21 protein-coding genes are annotated in these 18,586 nt (G+C 75.1%); 9 read left to right on the top strand and 12 right to left on the bottom strand.

Annotated features, from left to right (window positions below):
- Positions 1 to 41: 41 nt before the first annotated feature.
- The 4 genes from JQN83_RS09015 to JQN83_RS08995 are packed head-to-tail and all read right to left on the bottom strand — an operon-like array spanning position 42 to position 3,435.
- On the bottom strand, positions 42 to 1,019 hold the full coding sequence (locus JQN83_RS09015) for a class I SAM-dependent methyltransferase (protein ID WP_244252059.1): 978 nt from the start codon (positions 1,017 to 1,019) through the stop codon (positions 42 to 44).
- On the bottom strand, positions 1,016 to 2,050 hold the full coding sequence (locus JQN83_RS09005) for a glycosyltransferase family 4 protein (protein ID WP_208566606.1): 1,035 nt from the start codon (positions 2,048 to 2,050) through the stop codon (positions 1,016 to 1,018). The genes JQN83_RS09015 and JQN83_RS09005 overlap by 4 nt, the downstream gene beginning before the upstream one ends.
- A 3-nt stretch (positions 2,051 to 2,053) precedes the next feature.
- Positions 2,054 to 2,452: a 6-pyruvoyl trahydropterin synthase family protein gene (locus tag JQN83_RS09000; protein WP_208566605.1), complete on the bottom strand. Its 399-nt coding sequence runs from the start codon at positions 2,450 to 2,452 to the stop codon at positions 2,054 to 2,056.
- Positions 2,440 to 3,435 carry a zinc-dependent alcohol dehydrogenase gene (locus JQN83_RS08995; protein WP_208566604.1) on the bottom strand — a complete coding sequence of 332 codons (996 nt, stop codon included), beginning with the start codon at positions 3,433 to 3,435 and terminating at the stop codon, positions 2,440 to 2,442. The genes JQN83_RS09000 and JQN83_RS08995 overlap by 13 nt, the downstream gene beginning before the upstream one ends.
- A gap of 95 nt (positions 3,436 to 3,530) precedes the next feature.
- On the opposite strand from JQN83_RS08995, the gene JQN83_RS08990 reads away from it, so the two are divergent.
- Positions 3,531 to 4,391: a CDP-alcohol phosphatidyltransferase family protein gene (locus tag JQN83_RS08990; protein ID WP_208566603.1), complete on the top strand. Its 861-nt coding sequence runs from the start codon at positions 3,531 to 3,533 to the stop codon at positions 4,389 to 4,391.
- A 62-nt stretch (positions 4,392 to 4,453) separates the two neighbouring features.
- The gene (locus JQN83_RS08985; protein WP_208566602.1) at positions 4,454 to 6,247 is read left to right on the top strand and encodes a sulfatase-like hydrolase/transferase; all 1,794 of its coding nucleotides are present in this window, start codon (positions 4,454 to 4,456) and stop codon (positions 6,245 to 6,247) included.
- Between the two features lie 141 nt (positions 6,248 to 6,388).
- On the opposite strand, the gene JQN83_RS08980 is transcribed toward JQN83_RS08985, so the two are convergent.
- From JQN83_RS08980 to JQN83_RS08965, 4 genes are all read right to left on the bottom strand, one after another.
- A complete protein-coding gene (locus JQN83_RS08980; protein ID WP_208566601.1) occupies positions 6,389 to 6,676 on the bottom strand; it encodes a BON domain-containing protein in 288 nt (95 codons plus the stop codon).
- Positions 6,670 to 7,278, bottom strand: coding sequence for an STAS domain-containing protein (locus JQN83_RS08975; RefSeq protein WP_208566600.1), 609 nt, complete (start codon positions 7,276 to 7,278; stop codon positions 6,670 to 6,672). The genes JQN83_RS08980 and JQN83_RS08975 overlap by 7 nt, the downstream gene beginning before the upstream one ends.
- A gap of 124 nt (positions 7,279 to 7,402) precedes the next feature.
- Complete coding sequence (locus tag JQN83_RS08970; protein ID WP_208566599.1) at positions 7,403 to 7,672, bottom strand: GlsB/YeaQ/YmgE family stress response membrane protein; 270 nt, start codon at positions 7,670 to 7,672, stop codon at positions 7,403 to 7,405.
- Positions 7,669 to 8,067, bottom strand: a complete 399-nt coding sequence (locus tag JQN83_RS08965; protein ID WP_307799110.1) for an STAS domain-containing protein — start codon at positions 8,065 to 8,067, stop codon at positions 7,669 to 7,671. The genes JQN83_RS08970 and JQN83_RS08965 overlap by 4 nt, the downstream gene beginning before the upstream one ends.
- Positions 8,068 to 8,215: 148 nt before the next feature.
- On the opposite strand from JQN83_RS08965, the gene JQN83_RS08960 reads away from it, so the two are divergent.
- Genes JQN83_RS08960 through JQN83_RS08950 form a run of 3 tightly spaced genes read left to right on the top strand, consistent with a single transcriptional unit; the run spans position 8,216 to position 10,847 of the window.
- Entirely contained in the window at positions 8,216 to 8,899 is a 684-nt protein-coding gene (locus JQN83_RS08960) for a response regulator transcription factor (protein WP_208566598.1), read from the top strand.
- On the top strand, positions 8,896 to 10,251 hold the full coding sequence (locus tag JQN83_RS08955) for a sensor histidine kinase (RefSeq protein WP_208566597.1): 1,356 nt from the start codon (positions 8,896 to 8,898) through the stop codon (positions 10,249 to 10,251). The genes JQN83_RS08960 and JQN83_RS08955 overlap by 4 nt, the downstream gene beginning before the upstream one ends.
- A gap of 23 nt (positions 10,252 to 10,274) precedes the next feature.
- Positions 10,275 to 10,847, top strand: coding sequence for a GerMN domain-containing protein (locus JQN83_RS08950; RefSeq protein ID WP_307799109.1), 573 nt, complete (start codon positions 10,275 to 10,277; stop codon positions 10,845 to 10,847).
- On the opposite strand, the gene JQN83_RS08945 is transcribed toward JQN83_RS08950, so the two are convergent.
- From JQN83_RS08945 to JQN83_RS08935, 3 genes are read right to left on the bottom strand one after another with little or no spacing between them, the layout of a single operon-like run.
- The gene (locus JQN83_RS08945; RefSeq protein WP_208566826.1) at positions 10,820 to 11,608 is read right to left on the bottom strand and encodes an ABC transporter ATP-binding protein; all 789 of its coding nucleotides are present in this window, start codon (positions 11,606 to 11,608) and stop codon (positions 10,820 to 10,822) included. The genes JQN83_RS08950 and JQN83_RS08945 overlap by 28 nt on opposite strands.
- A 43-nt stretch (positions 11,609 to 11,651) precedes the next feature.
- Complete coding sequence (locus JQN83_RS08940; RefSeq protein ID WP_208566596.1) at positions 11,652 to 12,716, bottom strand: FecCD family ABC transporter permease; 1,065 nt, start codon at positions 12,714 to 12,716, stop codon at positions 11,652 to 11,654.
- Positions 12,713 to 13,786 (bottom strand): FecCD family ABC transporter permease, encoded by a 1,074-nt coding sequence (locus tag JQN83_RS08935; RefSeq protein WP_208566825.1) that lies wholly within the window; start codon positions 13,784 to 13,786, stop codon positions 12,713 to 12,715. Before JQN83_RS08935 ends, JQN83_RS08940 begins: the two co-directional genes overlap by 4 nt.
- Positions 13,787 to 13,858: 72 nt before the next feature.
- On the opposite strand from JQN83_RS08935, the gene JQN83_RS08930 reads away from it, so the two are divergent.
- Complete coding sequence (locus JQN83_RS08930) at positions 13,859 to 14,893, top strand: ABC transporter substrate-binding protein (RefSeq protein ID WP_208566595.1); 1,035 nt, start codon at positions 13,859 to 13,861, stop codon at positions 14,891 to 14,893.
- Between the two features lie 225 nt (positions 14,894 to 15,118).
- Here the strand turns inward: JQN83_RS08930 and JQN83_RS08925 are convergent, their stop codons facing one another.
- Positions 15,119 to 15,418 (bottom strand): hypothetical protein, encoded by a 300-nt coding sequence (locus JQN83_RS08925; RefSeq protein ID WP_208566594.1) that lies wholly within the window; start codon positions 15,416 to 15,418, stop codon positions 15,119 to 15,121.
- Between the two features lie 124 nt (positions 15,419 to 15,542).
- Here JQN83_RS08925 and JQN83_RS08920 point away from each other — a divergent pair, with 124 nt between their 5' ends.
- From JQN83_RS08920 to JQN83_RS08910, 3 genes are all read left to right on the top strand, one after another.
- A complete protein-coding gene (locus JQN83_RS08920) occupies positions 15,543 to 16,094 on the top strand; it encodes a PadR family transcriptional regulator (RefSeq protein ID WP_208566592.1) in 552 nt (183 codons plus the stop codon).
- Between the two features lie 52 nt (positions 16,095 to 16,146).
- Positions 16,147 to 17,871, top strand: coding sequence for an acyl-CoA dehydrogenase family protein (locus JQN83_RS08915; RefSeq protein WP_208566591.1), 1,725 nt, complete (start codon positions 16,147 to 16,149; stop codon positions 17,869 to 17,871).
- A gap of 141 nt (positions 17,872 to 18,012) precedes the next feature.
- A complete protein-coding gene (locus JQN83_RS08910; RefSeq protein ID WP_208566589.1) occupies positions 18,013 to 18,459 on the top strand; it encodes a YkvA family protein in 447 nt (148 codons plus the stop codon).
- Positions 18,460 to 18,586: the final 127 nt, after the last annotated feature.

Genomic DNA, 18,586 nt, shown 5'->3' with positions numbered 1-18,586 from the left:
GGGGATCTTGTCCTTTCTCACGTACCGGTTGGCGAACCGGTTCATTCCACCCCGGCGAGCAGGTCGTCGTGGCCGACGGTGACGGTGAGCCGACCGGCCAGCGCCTCGGCCCGTCGCCACCGGACGTAGTCGGCGGTCCGGTCGGCCAGCTCGGGCTGCTGCGCGAGCGCCGCGTCGAGCCAGCCGTCGAACCACTCGACGAGCAGCTCCGCCCGGTCCGGCCCGAGCCGCCACGGGCTCGGCCGCACCGTCACCGGCAGCCCGTGCCGGCCGAACTCCGCGACGGTCGCCGCCGCGGCGTCCGGCCCGAGCAGGTCCCGGCCGTCGACGGTACGCCGCTGGTGGGCGTCGAAGGCGGCCGCGATCTCGGCGTCCAGCGGGTCGGCCGGGTCGAACGCCACCCGACCGACCACGGAGAGCACGAACAGGCTCGGGCAGCCGACGCCCGCGCAGGCGGCCACCACCCGGCTGATCTCGTCGGCGCTGAACATGTCCAGCAGCGCCGACGCGGTGACCAGGTCGGCGTCGGCAAGGTCGGCGGCGGTCAACCGGGTGAGGTCGCCCTGCCGGGTGGTCACCTCGACCGGGCTGCCGTCGGCGGCGGCCGGCACCGCCGCGCCGGCCCGCTCCAGCAACCCCGGGTCCCGGTCGTGCAGCACCCAGCGCTGCGGGCCGGGCAGCAACGGGGCCAGCCAGCGCAGCATCGAACCGGTCCCGCTGCCCAGGTCGTGCACCACCCACGGGCGGTCCCCGCGCAGCGACGTGACGGAACCGACCCCGGTCACCAGCATCCCGGGTCCCCCCTCACCGGCCGGCGACAGGCCCGCCGCACCGCCGGTTGCCGCACCCGGGCCACCGGTGGTGGTCGTCGGCATGCCGGAACCACCGGCACCCGCCGTGCCGGTGCCGGTGAGCCGGGCGCGGAGCAGGTCGACCAGCTCCCCGCTGCGGGCCTCGGCGTCGGCGGGCTCCCGCAGCCGCAGCCAGTCGGCGAACGGTTCGGTGGCGTACGCGGTCATGTCCTCACTCCGTCCAGCACCTGGGAGATCACGGTCGTGGTGGCCGACCAGCCGGGCAGGTCGACCCGCCGGTCCCGGGCCGCCCGGCGGAGGCGGTCCCGCAGATCGGCCGAGTGCAGCCAGCGCCGCAGGGCGCCGGCCAGGGCCACCGGGTCGTCCGGGGGCACCAGCATCCCGGGCGGGGTGCCGTCGCCGGCCCGGCCCAGTGCCTCGGGAACCCCACCGGCGGTGGTGCCCAGCACCGGCAGCCCCCGGGCCAGGGCCTCGACCACCACCATCCCGTACGTCTCGGCCCGCGACGGCAGGACCAGCAGATCCGCCCCCGCGTACGCCGCCGCCAACGCCGGCCCGGTCAGCGGACCGTGCCAGCGCACCCGCCCGGCCAGCCCGCCCCGGTCGACCCGCTGCCGCAGCGCCGCCACGAAGGCCGGATCACGGTCCAGCGCGCCGACGCAGTCCAGGGTCCACGGCCGACCGGCCAGCCCGGTCACGGCGTCGACCAGCACGTCGTGCCCCTTGACCGGGGTGACCGCCGCGACGCAGAGCAGCGCCGTGCCGGCGGCCGTGCCGGCGGCGACGTCCGCCGGGTCGACACCGGGGACGGCCACCGTCACCCGGTCCGGGTCGATCCGGTGCCGGGCCAGCAGCAGCTCCCGGGTCCAGCCGCTGGTGGTGACGAGCGCGTCGGCGTGCGGCAGCCCGCGCGCCTCGGCGTCGTCGCCGAGCGGCATGTGCACCAGCACCACCTGACGCAGCCGGCCGACCTGCGCCGCCAGCAGCTCCGGCACGGCCGAGGCGACCAACCCGTCGTAGAGCACCGTCGTGGCCTCCGGCAGGGCCGCGAGCACCCCGGCCAGCCGGGCCCGCGCCGCCTCGTCGGGGTGCGGCCAGTCCCCGGGTACGCCGTGTTCGCGCACCGTCCAGCCGGCCGCCGCGAGCCCGGCGCAGATCCGCCGGTCGTAGGCGTTGCCGCCGCTGGGGGCGGCCGGATCGTCGATGTCGCCGGGCAGGACGACGTGCACCGCCGGCACGGGTTACAGCGACCGCTCGTAGCTGGCCCAGGCGATGTGCGACTCGTGCAGGGTGACGGTGATCCCGGCCAGCTCCCGGGCGCCCTCGCCCAGCCCACCGGCGTGCACCCGGTCGGCGAGCCGGTCGGCGATGGCCCGGCACAGCACCTCGGTGGTGGTGTTCTGCCCGGCGAACGCCGGCTCGTCGTCCAGGTTGCGGTACGTCAGGTCGGCCAGCACCGCCTTCAGCTCGTCGATCGCCCGGCCGATGTCCACCACGATGCCGTCGGCGTCCAGCTCCGGGCGGCGGAAGGTGGCGTCGACGACGAAGGTCGCCCCGTGCAGCTTCTGGGCCGGCCCGAACACCTCACCCCGGAAGCTGTGGGCGATCATGATGTGGTCCCGTACGGTCACGCTGAACACGGTGTCTCCTCGTCGTAGCTGATCAGATGGCACAGCGCGGGCAGCTCCCCCGAGGCCAGGCGGCCGAGCACCTCGGGCAGCTCCGCGAAGCGGGACCGCCCGGTCAGCAGCGCGTCGAACACCGGGTCGGCGAGCAGCTCCAGGGCGAGCGCCAGCCGGTCGGCGAAGCCGCGCCGGGACGCCCGCGCCGGGGAGACCGTGCCGACCTGGCTGCTGCGCACGGTCAACCGCCCGGCGTGGAACGCCCCACCCAGCGACAGCTCGACCGGCCGGTCGCCGTACCAGCTCAGCTCGACCACGGTGCCCTCCGGGGCGAGCAGGTCCAGGCTGCGCTGCAACCCGGCGGCGGTGGCGCTGGCGTGTACCACCAGGTCCCGCCCCCCGGTCGCCGCCGCCGGCAGGGCGAAGTCGACCCCCAGCGCCGAGGCGACCGCCGCCCGCGCCGGGTCGGCGTCGACCAGCTCCACCCGCACCCCGGGGAAACGGGCCAGCAGGGCCGCCACGCTGCACCCCACCATCCCGCCGCCGACCACGCTGACCCGGTCGCCGACCAGCGGCGCGGCGTCCCACAGGGCGTTGACCGCCGTCTCCACCGTGCCGGCCAGCACCGCGCGGGCCGCCGGCACGTCGTCCGGCACCGGGGTCACCGCCGACGCCGGCACCACGTACGCGCTCTGGTGCGGGTGCAGGCAGAACACCGTCCGCCCGCGCAGCGCCGCCGGGCCGACCTCGACCACGCCTACGCTGAGGTAGCCGTACTTGACGGGGGCGGGGAAGTCGCCCTCCTGGAACGGGGCACGCATCGCCGTGTACTGGCTCTCCGGCACGCCGCCGGTGAAGACCAGCGTCTCGGTGCCGCGGCTCACCCCGGAGTAGCGGCTGCGGACCAGCACGTCGTCGGGGCCGGGCGTGGGCAGGGTCACCGGCCGCAGCTCACCGACGCCGGGGGAGCGGAGCCAGAAGGCCCGGGCATCGCGGATCACGCGGGTTTTCTCCTCTTCTGCCGGCGGAACCGAACGAAACGGCCGCGTCCTGCGTACCCACTGCCGAGGTCGTCGATCATAAACACGGAGGCAGGGTGTCCAGGGTTCGAACCGGTCCGGTGCTCGGCCTGACCGTACAGACCGTCCTGCTGGCCGGGCTGGCCGCGACCGTCGGGCTCGACGTCGCCGGTTGGCTGGCCGGCCTCGGGTACGGCGTGGTCACCTGCGTCGCGTTGCAGCGCGGTCTGCGCCGCCGGGGTGTCGACCGGCTCGGGCCGGCCGACCGGGTGACGCTGACCCGGGGGGTGCTGGTCGGCGGGGTGACCGCCCTGGTCGTCACCGGTTTCTCCGATCCGGCCCCGCTGGCGGTGCTGGTGCCGATGACCGCGGTGGCGTTGGCGCTGGACGCGGTGGACGGCTGGGTGGCCCGGCGCACCGGCACGGTCAGCGCCCTCGGCGCACGTTTCGACATGGAGGTCGACGCGTTCCTCATCCTGGTGCTCAGCGTCCAGGTGGCGCCGGCGGTGGGGCCGTGGGTGCTTACCATCGGCGGCCTGCGGTACGCCTTCGTCGCCGCCGGCTGGTTGCTGCCCTGGATGCGCGGGGCGCTGCCGCCGCGCTTCTGGCGCAAGGTGGTCGCCGCCGCGCAGGGCGTGCTGCTGCTCGTGGTCGCCGCGGAGGTGCTGGCCCGACCGTTGACCGCCGTGCTGGCGGCGGTGGCGCTGGCGTTGCTGGTGGAGTCGTTCGGTCACGACGTGGGCTGGCTCTGGTGGCACCGGTCGACCCGGCCCGTCCTGCCCGTCCTGCCCGTCCGGACCGTCGCGCCGACGGCCGGCACGTCCATCTCCGTCCCGCGGGTGTCGCCGGTCGGGATGCTGCCGTCCGTACCATCGGTGCGGCCCCGGGTGGAGGCCGTCGCCGACCGGCCGCCGTTCGTCGTCCACCAGCCGGTCTGATCCGGACCGTCGATCCGGCCCGGCCCTGCCGCCGGGCTCCCTGCCAGGAAGGACCTTCCGGAGTGTCGTTGTTGTCACGCCTGCGTCGCCCGAGCACGGCAACCGGGCGGGCCCCCGCCCGGGCCGACCGGTCCACCCCGACCGCCGGGCCTGCCGGCGACGCGCCGACCCCGACCCCGCCGGAGGCGGACCCGACGACGCCGCAGGCCCCGGCGGCGGCCGGGCGGGCCCGGTGGCGGACCGTCGCGGTCCGGGTGACCACCGTGCTGGCCGGGATGCTGGTCCTGGCGGTGCTGACCGCACCGGACCGGCTCGACCAGGTCACCCCGGTCGCGTTCCTGCGGGTGCCGATCGAGGGGCTGCTGGCTGCCGCCCTGCTGCTGGCGCTGCCCGGTCGGCCCCGACGGCCGGTCGCCGTGTCGATCGGGGTGGTGCTGGGGCTGGTCGCCATCGTCAAGGTGCTCGACCTGGGCATGTCGGCCAGCCTGGCCCGCCCGTTCGATCTGGTCCTCGACTGGGTGCTGCTCGACGACGGGTACGCCTTCCTCACCGACTCGGTGGGCACCGGCGGCGCGGTCGCCGCCGCCGTGGGGCTGGTCGCCCTGGTGGTCGCGTTGCTGGTGCTCACCAGCTGGTCGGTGCTGCGGTTGACCCGGGTGGCGGCCGGGCACCACCGGGTCGCCACCCGGGTCGTCGCCGGCCTCACCGCGCTGTGGGTGGCCGCCGCGACGCTCGGTGTGCCGGTCGCCGACTCCGGCACGGCGACCCTGGTCGGGCAGCACGTCGGTCAGGTCGGCGCGGGACTGCGGGACCGTCGGGAGTTCACCGACCAGGTGAACCGGGACGCGTTCCGCGACACGCCCGGCGACCAGCTGCTCACCGCGCTGCGCGGCAAGGACGTGGTGCTGGCGTTCGTCGAGAGCTACGGCCGGGACGCGGTCGAGGACCCCGAGTTCGCCGGGCAGGTCGGTGCGGTGCTCGACGGTGGCACCCGGCGACTGGCCGCCGCCGGGTTCACCGCCCGCAGCGGCTTCCTGACCTCACCCACCGCCGGTGGCGGGAGCTGGCTGGCCCACGACACCCTGCTGTCCGGGCTGTGGATCAACAACCAGCAACGGCACGACAGCCTGCTGGCCAGTGACCGGTTGACCCTCAACGGGGCGTTCCGGCGGGCCGGCTGGCAGACGGTCGGGGTGATGCCGGCGGCCACCTCGCCCTGGCCGGAGGGGGCGTTCTTCGGCTACGACCGCTACCACGACGCGGCGGGGCTGGACTACCGGGGCCCGCAGTTCAGCTACGCGCCGATGCCCGACCAGTACACCCTGTCCGCCTTCCAACGCCGGGAGCGGGCCAACCCCGACCACGCGCCGATCATGGCGCAGATTCCGCTGGTCTCCAGCCACTCCCCGTGGGTGGCGATCCCCCGGATGCTGGACTGGGACCACGTCGGGGACGGTTCGATCTACCGCCGGCCGACGTCGGTGGCGTTCAACCCGAAGAACGTGGTGGGGCGGAGCACCACCGAGGTGCGTACCGGTTACCGCCGGGCGATCGAGTATTCGCTGAACAGCCTGATCTCCTACGTCCAGACGTACGGCGACGACGACCTGGTGCTGGTCTTCCTCGGCGACCACCAACCGTCCCCGCTGGTCACCGGCCCGAACGCCAGCCGGGACGTGCCGATCACGGTGGTCACCCGCGACCCGGCGGTGCTGGCCCGGGTGGGTGGCTGGGGCTGGCAGGAGGGGCTGCGTCCCGGCCCGGACGCGCCGGTGTGGCCGATGGACACCTTCCGGGACCGGTTCCTCACCACGTTCGGGCCGCAACCGCCGGCCCACGTCGCCGCGCCCCGCTGACCCCGGCGGTGGCCGAGCGCGACGCCTGTCGGCGGCCCTACGCTGCGCCGGTCGGCGGCACTGCCCTGCGCCGGTCGGCGGCACTGCCCTGCGCCGCCGCCCCGGCACCCGGCTGATCCCCGGCGGCACCGACGCCGGGGATCAGCGCTTCGCCGACAGCCGCAGCGCGTTGCAGACGTCGGCCACGCCGGGCACCCGCCAGGCGACCTCACCGGCGAGCTGCCGGGCCTCGACGTCGGGCACCACGCCACCGAGGATCACCACCCGGTTCTGCACGGTGACGGTGATCCGCCGGGCCCGCAGACCCACCCCGCCCACGATCCGGTACGCCACCTCGGCGGCCAGCCGGACGTCGTCACCCGGTGGACCGGGCGGGTCGGGCTCCGGACGGAACCAGCTGTCGTCGGGCAGCGGCCACGGCATCACCACGCCGCGCTCCTCTCCCGGGGCCGGTCGGCCGTGCCGGCCCGGGACCAGTCCACCGCCTCCTGCCGGGTGTCGAAGACCGGGAAGACCCGGTCGAGCCGCATGGTGTGCAACACGGTACGCACGAACCGGGACGGTCCGGCGAGGCTGAGCCGCCGGCCGCGTTGCCGGGCGTCCTGCCGGGCCCGGACCAGCACCCCCAGGGCGGTGGAGTCGATCAGGTGCACCCGGACCAGGTCGACCACCACGTGCCGGTCGGCGTCGACCGCCTCCGACAACGCGCCGTGCAGGTCGTCGCCGGTGGCGATGTCCAGGTCCCCGGCGGCGGTGACGATCGCCACCTGGTCGGTGTGCTCGACGCCGAGCACACCGGGGGGGTCGGAGCGGCGGGGCGCGCGGGCCGGCACCGGGGCCGGTTCGGGGACCAGCTCGCAGCGGGGGCAGCGGTGCGGGCCGGTGGCGAACGGCGAACCTGTCCAGCCCTGCTCGGCGACGAACGTCCAGACCACCTCGGCGTCGGGCAGGACACAGGCCGGGCCGGTGGCGACCGTCCCGCAGCTGTCACAGATCAGGGTCATCATCGGGTCGTCCGGTACGACGGTCATCGGATCTCCTCCTTGAGGATGGCCGTGGCGGCCCGGTGGTCGCGGCGGCCCGGTGGTCGTGGCCCGGCGCGCGGTGGTCGACCGGAGACCCCGCATGCGCCGGACCACGACCGGTTCCGGTGGGTCAGGGCTCGGTGCGGCCGCCTGCGGTGCCGACGACCAGCGCCACGGCGACCCCGGCCAGGCCGACCTGCACGATCAGCTGCCGCAGCGTGTAGCCGTCGCCGTCGATGCCGACCAGCCGGCTCAGGATGGTGCCGAGCAGCGCGGCGACCAGGCCGACGGCGAGCGTGAGCCAGACCGGGACCTGCTTGCGGCCGGGGATGACGAGCCGGCCCAGCGTGCCGACCACGAGCCCGACGACGACGGCGGCGACGATGCCGGGCACGCTCATCGGCTGTGCTCCCGGACCCGCAGCGGCGCGGGTCGCCGGTGGGCGGCGGACGGGACCAGCCCTTCGCCCACCGGCAGTGCCCTCGGGGTGGTGACCATGGGCAGCACCCGGGACACCCGGGCGGCACTCAGCACGCGCAACGCCCGGGGACTGGGGTCGCGCAGCGTCAGCACGCCGCCGTGGCGGGTCAGCTCCCGGTGCACGTCGAGCAGCAGCCCGACGGCGGCGGCGTCGAGGTGCCGGCATTCGGAGAGGTCCACCACCACGTGGGCCGGGCGCAACGCGACGAGCCGGTCGAAGACCTCCCGGGACGGGGCCAGCGCGGCCAGGTCCAGGTCGTCGGTGACGCACACCTCCACCAGCGGTACGGTGCACTCCGGGCGGGATGCTCCCACGATCGGCCTCCTTCCGGCTCGCTGTCCGGACCCAGCCTGGTGGGCGAGGTTGGCGGGGGCCGCGCGGACGTATGTCAGTTGCGTGACAAATTCCGCGTACGCCGAAGCCGGTTCGTCATCGTCGGCGCGCACCGGGCACGATTTCCCGATGGCGGGCGTACTGGTGATCGAGGACGACGACCGGATCCGTCTGGCGCTGCTGCTGGCCCTGGAGGACGAGGGCTATCTGGCGCGCGGGGCGGCCACGGCGGAGGAGGGGTTGCGGGCGCAGCGGCAGGAGGCGGCCGACTACGTGCTGGTGGACCTGATGCTGCCCGGCCTCGACGGTTTCGAGTGCATCCGGCAGCTGCGCCGCGACGACGACGTGCCGATCGTGGTGGTCAGCGCCCGCGACGACACCCACGACATCGTCGCCGCGTTGGAGGCGGGCGCGGACGACTACCTGGTCAAGCCGGTCGCCATCAAGGAACTCTCGGCCCGGTTGCGGGCGCTGCGCCGCCGGGGGCGTACCGCCGTCGCGCCGTCGGCGGCGGTGCCGGTGCTGGCCTTCGGCCCGTTGGAGATCAGCCCGGAGGCCGGTGAGGTACGCCGGGCGGGACAGCCGGTGCCGGTGACCCGCACCGAGTTCCGGTTGCTCTGCGAGCTGGCCGAGCACGCCGGCCGGGTGCTGTCCCGCCAGCAGCTGCTCAGCCGGGTGTGGGGCTACGAGACCGGTGACGAGCGGCTGGTCGACGTGCACGTGGGGCGGCTGCGGCAGAAGATCGAGGCCGACCCGGCCAACCCCCGGCACCTGGTGACCCTGCGGGGCCTCGGCTACAAGCTGCAACGATGAGGCGGCTCGGCCTGCGGGCCCGGGTCACCGCCGCGTTCGCGATCGGGGCGCTGCTGCTGTCGGCGCTGATGGCGTTGATCTCGTACGAGCTGGTGCGCCGTTCGCTGCTCGACGAGCGGGAGCGCACGGCGCTGCGGGCGGCGTACTTCGACGCGGCGGTGGTGCGGGCCGGCCTGGACACCGACACCCCGGACGTCTACGAGGTGCTGCGCACCCTGGACACCGGTGGCACCCGCCGGGCGCTGGTGCACCGTGACGGCCGCTGGTACGCCCGCACCGCCGACGAGGGCCCGTCGGGGGCGGTGCCGGCGGGGCTGATGGCGATGGTCGCCGACGGTGAGCCGGCGGTGCAGCGGATCCGGGTCGACGGGCAGCCGGCGCTGCTGGTGGGGGTGCCGCTGGCCGACTCGACCGGTTACTACGAGATCACCTCGTTGCGGGAGCTGGAGCAGACCTTCCAGGTGCTGGCGCTGGCGCTGACCGTGGTGGCGGTCACCGTGGCCGGCTCCGGTGCGGCACTGGGCTGGTACGCCACCCGGCACGGGCTGCGCCCGTTGACGGCGGTGGCCGACGCGGCGGAGAAGATCGCGGCGGGGGACGTGACCGCCCGGCTCGCCCCGGGCACCGACCCGGACCTGGCCCGGCTCTCCACCTCGTTCAACCGGATGGCCGACGAGGTGGCGGTCCGCATCGAACGGGACCGCCGGTTCGCCGCCGACGTCGCCCACGAGCTGCGCTCACCCCTGCAGACGTTGTCGGCGGCGGCCAGCGTGCTGTCCCGGCGTCGGGACGGGTTGGACGACCGGACGGCCACCGCCGCCGGCCTGGTCAGCGAGGAGATCACCCGGTTCCAACGGCTGGTCAACGACCTGATCGAGTTGGCCCGCAGTGACCGGCCGGTGCAGCGGGAGGAGGTCGACGTGCTGGCGTTGGCCCGGGGGGTGTGTCGGGGGCGGGGGCTGCCCGAGTCACTGGTCCAGCCCGGCCCACCCGCGCCGGGGCGATGGTCGGTGGACCCCCGGCGGGTGGAGCAGGTGCTGGTCAACCTGTTGGACAACGCGGTCCGCTACGGCGGTGGCCCGGTCGCGGTGCGGCTGTGGGTGTCCGACGGGGTCGGGGTGGTGGAGGTCGACGACGAGGGGCCGGGGGTGCCGGTGGCCGACCGGGAGGTGGTCTTCGACCGGTTCGTCCGGGGTCGGGCCGCGCACGACCGGGCCGGCGGGGACGGTACCGGCCTGGGGTTGGCGCTGGTCGCCCAGCACGCCGCCGCGCACGGTGGCCGGGCCGGTGTCGGTGACCGGCCCGGCGGTGGTGCCCGGTTCCGGGTGGAGCTGCCGGGGGCCCGGCCGTGACCCGCCCGCCGCGTTCCCCGGCCGTGACCCGGCGGTCGCCGTCGCCGTGGCGGTGGTTGCTGCCGGCGGTGGCGGCCCTGCTGCTCGCCGGGTGCGGGGTGCCGGCCGACGATCGGCCCCGGGCCGTCGAGCCGCCGTTCGGGCCGCCGGCCGCGCCGGCGGCGAGCAGTGTGCCGGGTCGGGTGGAACAGGCGTTCTGCCTGGTCCGCGCCGGTCGACTGGTCCGGGTGGTCCGGCAGGTCGACGCGGCCGGCGGGGTGGACGGGCACCTGCGGCGGCTGCTGGCCGGCCCCGACGACGCGGAGCGGGTGGCTGGCCTCGGCACCGCCCTGCCCGGTGCGGTGCACGTGCTGGGCGCCCGGCTGGTCGACGGGCGGGCCCAGGTGGAGGTGGAGCCGCTGGGGGAGGAGTCCGGTCGCAGCGACGAGGTGCTGGCCTACGGTCAGATCGTCTGCACCCTGGACAGCCGACCGGACGTCGCCGGGGTGTCGTTCCTGCGGCGGGGCCGGCCGCTGGAGGTGCCCCGGGCCGACGGTTCGCTGTCGTCGGGCCCGTTGACCGCCGCCGACTACCCCGCCGCCACCGGTCCGGACTGACGACCGCGCCGGGCCCGGGGTACGACCAGCGGGGTGCCGGTCTCCGGGTCCTCGACGATCCGGCAGGGCAGTCCGAACACCTCCTCGACGAGCGCGGCGGTGACCACCTCGCGCGGGTCCCCCTGGGCGACCACCCGACCGTCGCGCATGGCGATCAGGTGGGTGGCGTAGCGGGCGGCGTGGTGCAGGTCGTGCAGCACCGCGACCAGGGTGCGGCCCTGCTCCTCGTGCAGTCGGGCGCACAGGTCGAGCACCTCGATCTGGTGCGCGACGTCCAGGTAGGTGGTGGGTTCGTCGAGCAGCAGCAGGGAGGTCTGCTGGGCCAGCGCCATCGCGATCCAGACCCGCTGCCGCTGCCCGCCGGAGAGTTCGTCGACGGGTCGGTGGGCCAGCTCACCGACGCCGGTGGCGGCCATCGACGCGGTCACCACCTGTTCGTCCTGCGTGGACCACTGGCGCAGCAGGCCCTGGTGGGGGTAGCGGCCCCGGGCGACCAGGTCGGCCACGGTGATGCCCTCCGGGGCGACCGACGACTGGGGGAGCAGGCCGAGGGTGCGGGCCACCTCCCGGGAGCGCAGCGAGTGGATGTCGCGGCCGTCGAGCAGCACCGTGCCGGCGGTCGGTCGCAGCGTGCGGGCCAGGGCCCGCAGCAGGGTGGACTTGCCGCAGGCGTTGGGGCCGATCACCACCGTGAACGACCGGTCGGGCACGGCGACCGACAGGTCCCGGGCCACCACCCGCCGCTCGTAGGCCAGGGTCAGCCCGACCCCACCGAGCCGACTGTCCTCGGTCACCGTGTCCTCCTCAGATCCGAGCCGCGCGTCCCTGCGCGGCGAGCAACCACACCAGGTAGGCCCCGCCGACCAGGCCGGTGACCACCCCGACGGGCAGTTGGTGGCCGTCGATCGCCCGCTGCGCGGCCAGGTCGGCGGCGAGCAGCAGCACCGCCCCGGTCGCGGCGGCGGCGGCCAGGTTGGGGCCGGGCACCCGGGTGAGCCGGCGGGCCAGGTGCGGCGCGACCAGGGCGACGAACGAGACCGGCCCGGCGGCGGCGGCCGCCCCGGCGGCGAGCAGCACCGCCGCCCCGAGCAGCAGTTGCCGCACCAGCGACACCGGCACCCCGAGCGCGGTGGCGGTGTCGTCACCCAGCTCGATCACCGACAGCGCCCGGGCGGTGCCGACCACCACCGGCGTCAGCAGCGCCAGCAGGCCGAGCAGCGGGACAGCCTGCGCCCAGCCCCGCCCGTCGAGGCTGCCGGTGAGCCAGAGCACCGCGCGGGCCGCGTCCATCAGCGGGGCCCGGGTGAGCAGCCAGCCGTTGACGCCGGTGAGGATCGCCGTGGTGCCGATGCCGACCAGCACCAGCCGGTAGCCGTGCAGGCCGTGCCGGCCGGCCACCGCCCACAGCAGCAGGCCGGTGGCGAGGCCGCCGAGCAGCGCCGCGCCGGACAGCAGCAGGGTGCCGCCCCCGGCCACCACCACGATCAGCGCACCGGTGGCCGCACCCTGGGTGACCCCGAGCACGTCGGGGCTGCCCAGCGGGTTGCGGACCAGCGACTGGAGGACCGCGCCGGACAGCGCCAGGGCGGCGCCGACGGCGAGCGCGGTCACCAGTCGGGGCAACCGCAGCTCACCGACGATGAAGTCCTCGGCGGCGCTACCGCCGCCGGTGAGGGTGCGCAGCACGTCGGTGGGGCTCATCGGGTAGTCGCCGCCACCGATGGCGAGCACCCCGAGGACGACGGCCAGGGCGGTGGCCCCGAGTCCGACCACCAGGGACCGGCCGCGCCAGCGCACCGAGCGGGTGCCGATGCGGACCACCCGGGCCGGTGGGCGGGTCGGTGCGGCGGTGGCGCGGGCGCGGCTCATCGGCGGGCCACCAGACGCAGGAACAGCGGCCCGCCGAGTACGGCGGTGACCAGGCCGACCTGGAGTTCACCGGGCCGGCCGAGGACCCGGCCGAGCACGTCGGCGCCGAGCAGCAGCACCGGGGCGAGCACCGCCGCGTAGGGCAGCAGCCAGCGCAGGTCGGGGCCGGTCAGCGCGCGGACCAGGTGGGGGACGAGCAGGCCGACGAAGACGATCGGGCCGCAGGCGGCGGTGGCCGCGCCGCAGAGCAGGGTGACCGCGGTGACGGTGCCGGCCCGGATCAGGGTGGGGCGGGCGCCGAGCGCGCGGGCCGCGTCGTCGCCGAGGGCCAGGGCGTTGAGTGGGCGGGCCCCGGCCAGCCCGACCAGCAGGCCGGCCAGGATGAACGGGGCCACCGTGGCGACGGTGGTGAAGTCGGCGTTGACCAGCGAGCCGACGGTCCAGAACCGCAGCCGGTCCAGCGCTGCCGCGTCGAGCAGCATCACCGCGCTGACATACGAGTAGAGCACCGCGTTGAGGGCGGCCCCGGCCAGCGCCAGCCGCTGCGGGGTGGCCTGCCGGCCGCCGCCGACGGCATGCACCGCCACGGTGACGACGACCGCGCCGAGCAGGGCGAACCAGATCCAACCCCGCACCGTCGCGACGCCGAGCAGCGCGGTGCTGGTGGCCACGGCGGCTGACGCTCCGGCGTTGATGCCGAGCAGACCGGGGTCGGCGAGGGGGTTGCGGGTGAGGGCCTGCATCAGCGCGCCGGCCACTCCGAGGGCGGCCCCGGCGAGCAGCCCGAGCAGGGTACGGGGCAGCCGCATCTGCTGCACCACCGCATGCTCGGGGGAGGTGGGGGAGGTCAGGCCGTGCCACACCTCGACCAGGGTGAGCTGTTTCGCGCCGACGGCGATGCTCAGCACCGCCACCGCGACGAGCAGCAGCAGGCCCGCGCCGAGCCCGGCGGTCCGGACGCCGGTGCGCCGACGGTTCGGCGTCGCTCCCGGCAGGACGGTGGGTGGGGACAGGGTGGCGGACAGTGTCGGCTCCAGGGGGCGAGAGCGGCGCGCGCCGATTGTTGACAGCGATTTAGGTTAGGTTACCCTAACCATGCCGTCGCGGACCGGCGCGGCTCCGGCCTGACCGAAAGACGTCACATGCTGCCTTCCTCGTCCTCACCCCGACTCTCCCGCCGCGGCCTGCTCGCCGCCGGCGGCGGCGCGGCCCTGACCGCCCTCCTCGCCGCCTGCGGCGGGGGCGACGACCCGGCGAAGCCCGCCGCAGGCGGCTCCGCCGGCCCGTGGAGCTTCACCGACGACCGGCAGCGCAAGGTCGACGCACCCGCCGCGCCGACCCGGGTGGTCGCCTTCACCGGGGTGGCCGCCGCACTCGTCGACTTCGGACTCGACTCCCAGCTCGTGGGCGTGTTCGGGGAGACCACCCGGACCGACGGCTCCCGCGAGCCGCAGGCCGGCGACCTCGACGTCGACAAGGTCACCGTGCTCGGCAACGTCTGGGGTGAGTTCAACGTGGAGAAGTACGCCGCGCTGCGCCCCGAGCTGCTGGTCACCCACATGTACGACCCGGACGCCCTGTGGTACGTCCCGGACGAGAGCCGCGACAAGATCCTCAAGCTCGCGCCGAGCGTGGCGATCACCACCGCCCGGACCCCGATGACCCGCCCGATCGAGCGCTACGCCGAGCTGGCCCGCTCGCTCGGCGCGGACCTGTCGGCCACGAAGGTCACCGAGGCCAAGGCCCGCTTCGAGGCCGCCGCCGAGCAGGTGCGGGCGGCGGTCAAGGCCAACCCGGGGATCCGGGTGATGGCCTCCTCGGGCAGCCCCGACCTGTTCTACGTCTCCAACCCGAAGGTCAGCACGGACCTGATGTACTTCGCCGAGCTGGGCGTGGACATCGTGGTGCCGACCAAGCTGGAGGCCGGCGACTACTTCGAGGCGCTGAGCTGGGAGAACGCCGGCAAGTTCCCGGCCGACCTGATCCTGCTGGACAACCGTTCCACCGCGTTGCAGCCCAAGGACCTCGCGGCCAAGCCGACCTGGGCGCAGCTGCCGGCGGTCCGGGCCAACCAGGTCACCCCGTGGGACGCGGTGCCCCGCTTCTCGTACGCGGGCGCGGCCCCGCTGCTGGAGAACCTGGCCACCGCGATCCGTTCCGCCAAGCGTCTCGGCTGACGCCGCCACCGGATCGCCGCAGCGCGCGGCCGGGTCGGCCCGTCGAGACCGGGCGGACCGTCGCCCGGCGCGACCGGTGGCGGGCGGGGTGCCCGCGTGCGGACACCCCGCCACCGGGCGTCACCGTGCCGACCGCTGCACCGGTGGTGTGCCGGTGCGGTCGCCTCCGTCCGCCGCTGCGGTGCGCCAGCCGCCGCAGGTGCGGACAGGACGACGGAAGCCGGTTCAGGCCGCTTCGACGGACCGGGTGCGACGCGCGGCCCGACCGGGCTGCTCCCAGCCGGTGCGCCGGTCGTCGGTGACGCCGGTCGTCGTGTCGCCGGCCATGGTCAGCGCCCGCTGCGCGTTGCACGCGGCGTCGCAGGGCCACTCCTGGTGCTCGCAGAGCAGGTTGTCGCAACGCCCCGCCTGGTCCGGATGGTGTGCGTTGATCACGTCGAGGGCCATCCGCCACAGGAGCGGATCGGTCACCCCGGCGGGCACGGCGGCGCGGGTATGTCGCTGCGGGCGGTCGGTGTCGGGCATGGTCTCCCCCTTTGTCGGTACCGGAGAAGAGTCTCCACCGGGTCGGGTGGCAAAACCAACCGACCTTGGTGGGGATCACCACTCCACCCTTGTTGTGCAACTCGTTGCATAGCAGGATGCCGGGATGGCCCTCGAACACGCGATCCTGGTCTCGCTGCTGGAGCAGCCGGGCTCCGGCTACGAGTTGGCCCACCGGTTCGACCGCTCCATCGGTCGGTTCTGGACCGCCACCCACCAGCAGATCTACCGGGTGCTCGCCCGGATGGGGACCGACGGCTGGATCACCGCCGAACAGGTGGGCCAGTACGGCCGCCCCGACAAGCGGCGCTGGTCGGTCACCGGCACCGGCCACGCCGTGCTCACCGACTGGCTCCGCGAGGAGGTCCAACCGGAGGCGGTGCGCCACGAACTCGCCGTCAAGGTCCGGGGGGCCGCCTTCACCGACCGGGCCGGCCGGGTCGCCCTGCTCGTCGAGGTCGCCCGGTACCGCGCCGACCACGAGGCGGTGCTCGCCCGCTACCTGGCCGGCGAGCGCCGCGACTTCCCCGGGGGCGTCCCCGGCGACGACCGTGCCGCCCTCCAGCACGTCGTGCTGCGCGGCGGCATCGCGTACGAGCGGATGGTGCTGGCCTGGCTCGACGACGTCCTGGCCACCCTGCGCGGCCTGGACCACTGACCACCCGCACGCGCCGACCGCCGACCACCTTCGGAGAAGGGACCACCTCGCGATGACCGACGACAACCTGCTGCTCGACCCGCACCGTTACGACCCCGACCACCTGGACGAGGAGTCCCGCCGGCTGCTGCGGGCCACGGTCGACTTCTTCGAGCGCCGGGGCAAGAAGGCGCTGGTCGACAGCTACAACGACCACACCTGGTACGCCGACTTCCTCGACTTCGTCGCCGCGCAGGGGCTGTTCGCGGCCTTCTGCACCCCGGCCGCCGACGGTGGCGGTGACCCGGCCAAACGCTGGGACACCGCGCGCAACGCCGCGCTCAGCGAGGTGCTCGGCTTCTACGGGCTCGGCTACTGGTACACCTGGCAGGTCACCGTCCTCGGTCTCGGCCCGGTCTGGCAGAGCGACAACGCCGTCGTCCGGGCCCGCGCGGCGGGGCTGCTCGACGACGGGCACGTGATGGCGTTCGGCCTCTCCGAACGGGCCCACGGCGCCGACATCTACTCCACCGACATGCTGCTCACCCCCGACGGCGCGGACGGCTTCCGGGCCACCGGCGGCAAGTACTACATCGGCAACGGCAACGTCGCCGGGCTGGTCTCGGTCTTCGGTCGCCGCGCCGACGTCGAGGGGCCCGACGGCTACGTCTTCTTCGCCGCCGACAGCCGGCACCCGGCGTACCGGCTGGTCCGCAACGTGGTCAACGCGCAGATGTACGTCAGTGAGTTCCGGCTGGAGGACTACCCGGTGCGCGCCGAGGACGTGCTGCACACCGGTCGGGCCGCGTTCGACGCCGCGTTGAACACCGTCAACGTCGGCAAGTTCAACCTCTGCACCGCCAGCATCGGCATCTGCGAACACGCCATGTACGAGGCGGTCACCCACGCCCACCGCCGGGTGCTCTACGGCCGGCGGGTCACCGACTTCCCGCACGTCCGCCGGGAGTTGACCGACGCGTACGCCCGGCTGGTCGCGATGAAGCTGTTCAGCGACCGGGCGGTGGACTACTTCCGCTCGGCCGGCCCCGACGACCGGCGTTACCTGCTGTTCAATCCGATGACCAAGATGAAGGTGACCACCGAGGGCGAACGGGTGATCGATCTGCTCTGGGACGTCATCGCCGCCAAGGGGTTCGAGGCGGACACCTACTTCGACAAGGCCGCCCGGGACATCCGGGGGCTGCCCAAGCTCGAAGGCACCGTGCACGTCAACCTGGCGCTGATCCTGAAGTTCATGGCGAACTACTTCTTCGCCCCGGCCGAGTTTCCCCCGGTGCCCACCCGGCACGACCCGGCCGACGACGGGTTCCTGTTCCGGCAGGGCCCGGCGCGTGGCCTGGGCGCGATCCGGTTCCACGACTGGCGGGCCGCGTACGCCGCCCGGGCCGAGGTGCCGAACGTGGCCCGGTTCACCGCCCAGGCCGACGGGTTGCGCGAGTTGCTCGCCGCCCACCCGCCGGGCGAGGACCAGCAGGGTGACCTCGACTTCCTGCTCGCCCTCGGGCAGCTCTTCGCGTTGGTCGTCTACGGTCAGCTCATCCTGGAGCAGGCCGGGGTGACCGGGCTCGACGTCGACCTGCTCGACCAGATCTTCGACGTCCTGGTCCGCGACTTCGCCGGCCACGCCACCGAACTGCACGGCAAGCCGACCACCACCGACGCCCAGGCCACCTGGGCGCTGACCCAGGTCCGTCGCCCGGTCGCCGACGCGGCCCGCGCCGGCCGGGTCTGGTCCCGGGTCCAGGCCCTGGCCGGTCGCTACGAGATGACCCCCTGATCCCGTCCGTGGTGTCCCGTGGTGGGATGCCGTGCGGGTGTCGGCCCGTCGGCGGGGAGCGGACCCGGGTGTCGTGCCGCTGGTCCGGGCCGGGCGGCGGGCCCGTTCCGGGCGGTCGTCCGGCGGGGAGGGAGGCAGCGGATGCTCCGGGACGTCCTGCTCGGTGTCGCCGTCGCGGCGCTGGCCGCCTGGGTGGCGTTGCTGGTCGGCCTGCTGGTCGTGCGGCCCCGGGGTGCGCTGCTCACGGAGGCGCTGCGGCTGCTGCCGGACCTGCTGCGGCTGCTGCGCCGGCTGGCCGGTGACGCCACCCTGCCGCGCGGGGTACGGGTGCGTCTCGGCCTGCTGATGGCCTACCTGGCGGTCCCGATCGACCTGATCCCGGACTTCGTCCCGGTCATCGGGTACGCCGACGACGCGATCATCGTGGCTGCGGTGCTGCGCGCGGTGGTCCGCCGGGCGGGTGTCGACGCGGTACGCCGGCACTGGCCGGGCACCGAGGACGGCTTCGCCGCGCTGTGCCGGCTGACCGGCATCCGCCTGCCCGACGGCATCCGCCCGCCCGACGGCGACCGGCCGGCAGCGGGTTGACGCCGCAGCCGCGCGTCGCACCGGTCGGGGCCGACCCGGCGGCTCAACCACCACCCCGACCCGGGAGCCGCACCGCCCGGAGCCGACCTGCCGGCTCAGCCACCCCCGACCGGCTCAGCCACCCCCC

It is taken from the genome of Micromonospora antibiotica, from assembly GCF_017599305.1.
Lineage (GTDB): Bacteria > Actinomycetota > Actinomycetes > Mycobacteriales > Micromonosporaceae > Micromonospora > Micromonospora antibiotica.
This window is presented reverse-complemented; position numbering and strand designations above follow the sequence as displayed.

What these genes read in the sequence shown, in the direction of transcription:
- JQN83_RS09015 (WP_244252059.1), bottom strand. Translation starts at nt 1,019, where the DNA reads ATGACCGCGTACGCCACCGAACCGTTCGCCGACTGGCTGCGGCTGCGG.
- JQN83_RS08975 (WP_208566600.1), bottom strand. Translation starts at nt 7,278, where the DNA reads ATGACCGTCGTACCGGACGACCCGATGATGACCCTGATCTGTGACAGC.
- JQN83_RS08960 (WP_208566598.1), top strand. Translation starts at nt 8,216, where the DNA reads ATGGCGGGCGTACTGGTGATCGAGGACGACGACCGGATCCGTCTGGCG.
- JQN83_RS08970 (WP_208566599.1), bottom strand. Translation starts at nt 7,672, where the DNA reads ATGAGCGTGCCCGGCATCGTCGCCGCCGTCGTCGTCGGGCTCGTGGTC.
- JQN83_RS08915 (WP_208566591.1), top strand. Translation starts at nt 16,147, where the DNA reads ATGACCGACGACAACCTGCTGCTCGACCCGCACCGTTACGACCCCGAC.
- JQN83_RS08940 (WP_208566596.1), bottom strand. Translation starts at nt 12,716, where the DNA reads ATGAGCCGCGCCCGCGCCACCGCCGCACCGACCCGCCCACCGGCCCGG.
- JQN83_RS08930 (WP_208566595.1), top strand. Translation starts at nt 13,859, where the DNA reads ATGCTGCCTTCCTCGTCCTCACCCCGACTCTCCCGCCGCGGCCTGCTC.
- JQN83_RS08925 (WP_208566594.1), bottom strand. Translation starts at nt 15,418, where the DNA reads ATGCCCGACACCGACCGCCCGCAGCGACATACCCGCGCCGCCGTGCCC.
- JQN83_RS08955 (WP_208566597.1), top strand. Translation starts at nt 8,896, where the DNA reads ATGAGGCGGCTCGGCCTGCGGGCCCGGGTCACCGCCGCGTTCGCGATC.
- JQN83_RS08920 (WP_208566592.1), top strand. Translation starts at nt 15,543, where the DNA reads ATGGCCCTCGAACACGCGATCCTGGTCTCGCTGCTGGAGCAGCCGGGC.
- JQN83_RS08910 (WP_208566589.1), top strand. Translation starts at nt 18,013, where the DNA reads ATGCTCCGGGACGTCCTGCTCGGTGTCGCCGTCGCGGCGCTGGCCGCC.